This is a genomic window from Rhodococcus sp. NPDC127527 (genome assembly GCF_042672245.1).
GTDB lineage: Bacteria > Actinomycetota > Actinomycetes > Mycobacteriales > Mycobacteriaceae > Rhodococcus_G.
The window spans coordinates 49,248-52,385 of record NZ_JBHXVP010000022.1 but is presented as its reverse complement, the minus strand read 5'-3'; the positions used below and the strand labels follow the sequence as shown (position 1 = coordinate 52,385).

The following is a 3,138-nucleotide window of genomic DNA, read 5'->3' as shown; positions in this document are numbered from 1 at the left end:
GCCGCCGGCCGCGCCGGACCCCGGCCAGCCGGGGTCCTCGGGGCGCTCACGACGATTCAAGGTCGGCGTCGGTGTCGCGTCCGTGCTGGCGGTGGGCGCGGTCGTGTACACGGTGGATTACGCGATGTCCTCGGACCGGGTGCCGCGCGGCGTCACGGTGGCAGGCGTGGAGGTCGGCGGCCAGACACGCGCCGACGCGGACGCCGAACTCCGCGCGCAGATCGGTCCGCGGGCACAGCGGCCCGTGCAGGTGCGTGCGGGCGACGTGCGGGCCGAACTCGTGCCCGAGGCCGCCGGCCTCGGGGTGGACTGGCCCGCCACCCTCGACCGCGCCGGCAGCCAACCCCTCAACCCGCTGACTCGATTGACCTCGCTGTTCTCGCACCGCGAGGTGGGGGTCAGCGCCACCCGAGACGACGCGCAGCTCACCGCCGCGGTGAACGCGCTCCGCGCGCAGACCGACGTCCGCCCGGTGGAGGGGTCGGTCGTGTTCGAGGGCGCGAACCCGGTCGGGGTGGCCCCACGCAACGGCCAGACCCTCGACGGTCCCGGCGCCGAGTCGGCGCTCGCCGCGGGCTGGGCCGACCGGGGCGGCGTGGAGGTCCCGGTGCAGGTCGAGTCGGTGGCGGTCACCCAGGACGGTGTGGACCGGGCGCTGCGGGAGGTGGCTGTCCCGGCCGCGTCCGCCGACCTCGTGGTCACCGGTCGCGGCGGCGCGCGCGCGGTGCTCGGCCGCGACAAGGTCGGCGCCGTGCTGACGTTCGCGCCGGACGGCCGCGGCGGACTCGCGCCCCAGTACAACGTGGATGCCGCGGTCGGGCTGCTCGGACCCCAGCTGGCCTCGACCGAGGTGCAGCCGAAGGATGCGTCGTTCTCGCTCGCGGGCGGCACCCCGACGGTGGTGCCTGCGGTCGCGGGCGACACGATCGACTGGCACAGGACCCTGGAGGAGTTGCCCGCGTTGCTCACCGGCAGCGGACCGCGCACGGTTGACGCGATGTACCAGTCGAAGCCGCCCGCCCTGACCACCGAGGCGGCGCAGAAGCTGGGTGTCCGCGAGGTCATCGGCGAATTCACCAGCGGCGGTTTCGAGTACGCGTCCGGGGTGAACATCCGGTTGGCCGCCGAGGAGATCGACGGTGCGCTGGTGAAGCCGGGAGACACGTTCTCGCTCAACGGGTACACCGGACCGCGCGGCTCGGCGCAGGGCTACGTGGAGTCGGGGATCATCAACAACGGTCGTCCGGACAAGGCGGTCGGCGGCGGCATCAGTCAGCTCGCGACGACGCTGTACAACGCGGCGTACTTCGCGGGCATGGAGGACGCCGGCCACACCGAGCACAGCTACTACATCTCTCGGTACCCCGCGGCCCGCGAGGCCACCGTGTTCGAGGGGGCGATCGACCTGCAGTTCAAGAACGCCTCGCCGACCGGAGTGTTGATCGAGACGATCGGCACCGGTTCGGACGTGACGGTGCGGCTGTGGGGCACCAAGACGGTGGACGTGCAGTCGATCACCGGGGAGCGGTACAAGTACACCTCCCCGAACACCGTGACCCTGCCGAAGGGGGCAGGGTGCGTGGCATCCGGTGGCGCACAGGGGTTCACCACCAGCGACACCCGCGTGATCACCGAGCGCGCGTCGGGCAGGGAGATCTCGCGGCACACCCGGACCGTCAAGTACGACCCGGTGCCGATCGTCAAGTGCGAGTGATCCGACCGCGAACGGCGACGGGTGGCGTCACTGCGAGTGGGTGATCCGCCCGATCGGCGGTCGTTCGCCGCCGAGCAGCCGGCGGTGCGTCAGGTCCAGCTGGCGCTCGGCGCGGGCGTCGACCCACCGTCGGCCGCCGGGCAGCCGGGCGATGCCGCGGTGTTTGACCGTGTTCGCGACCGCACGCCACATCGGGTACCACGGCGGTCGCATCGGCACCCCGAGCGCGAGCACCCCCGCGGGACCGAGCAGCGTGGTGGCCAGGCTCAGACCACGCTCGTAGTCGTAGGTGCGGCGAATCCACTGGAAGTTCTTGTGGCGGATCAGTTTCGGTGAGTCGATGAGCGACTTCGCCAGGGCGAGACTGTTCGCGTCCGCGGACGGTGACGCGGTCCCGATGTGGTAGATCATGCGGCGGCCACGGGCCTCGGAGAAGGGCAGCCAGTGTTCGTCCACGCCCATCAGCCAGCCGACGTAGCACCACAGGTGCATCGCGGCGTCGGCGTCGCGCTCGGAGTAGCGGATCCCGAGCACACGGGTGTGGATGAGGAAGGTGGTCGAGAACAATCCGAGCGTGCCGGCCTGGTCGAACTGGTTGATCGGCAGGCCGAGTCGGTCGCTTCGCCAGGCGGGGTCGTGCTCGTGCTGGTAGTTGAGGAAGGCGTGCATGGCGCGCACGTGCACGGTGAGCTTCCAGCCCTCGCCGGACCGCTCGAGCCCGCCCGGTGCGGTCACCGCCCGCCACCACACGCTGGTTTCGGAGACCCGGCGCAGCGTCTGGTCGCCGGTCAGCTTTCCCGACGCCATCAGCACCGACAGTGGACCCGAGTTGTTGTAGCCGCCGAGCAGTGAGCCGTAACCGAGGACCAGGGACGCGTCCAGTCCCGTGCGCCGCAGCACGCGCGCCCCGTGCGCCAGCTTCCGCTCGTCCACCCAGTCGGGTATCCGCGCCAGCTCACCGAAGAACTCCCGGAGCGCGTCCGGCGCATCGGGTATCGACTCGATGCCCTGTTCGAGGGCCTCGCGGAACATCGGCATGGACACGACATGGTCCTCTCGCACCGCCCGGACCAGGGCGTCGCCCAGTTCGTCGCGCTCCATCAGGGCCCGTCCGAGGCGATCTCGTTCCTCGTAGGTGGGGTCCGGCGCCGCGCCGAGGAACAGTCGCAGGGGAGCGGCGACGCGGCCCGCGGAGATCGGATCCCGCATGAATCGCTGCGGGATCGTCGGTGAGGCAGAGAGGCCCGGGGTCGCCGATCGAGTCGTCGTCACAGGTCTCAACATGCAGGATGACAACAATCGTTGTCAATGGCTGCGCCAGCGGTGGGGGTGAGGGTGTGGGGGGCACCCGATGCCCCCCACAACGGGCGGGGCGCCACAAACAATTGAAAGGGGGGGATAACAAAAAAAAGAGGGGGGAACGC

The 3,138-nt window shown here is 70.9% G+C and carries 2 protein-coding genes; one reads left to right on the top strand and one right to left on the bottom strand.

The window, feature by feature from the left end:
- The coding region (locus ACFVH2_RS24060) for a VanW family protein (RefSeq protein WP_378475736.1) at positions 1–1,714 on the top strand (1,714 nt) is incomplete at its 5' end.
- A gap of 27 nt (positions 1,715–1,741) precedes the next feature.
- Here ACFVH2_RS24060 and ACFVH2_RS24055 read toward each other — a convergent pair.
- Positions 1,742–2,986: an oxygenase MpaB family protein gene (locus ACFVH2_RS24055; protein WP_378426304.1), complete on the bottom strand. Its 1,245-nt coding sequence runs from the start codon at positions 2,984–2,986 to the stop codon at positions 1,742–1,744.
- Positions 2,987–3,138: the final 152 nt, after the last annotated feature.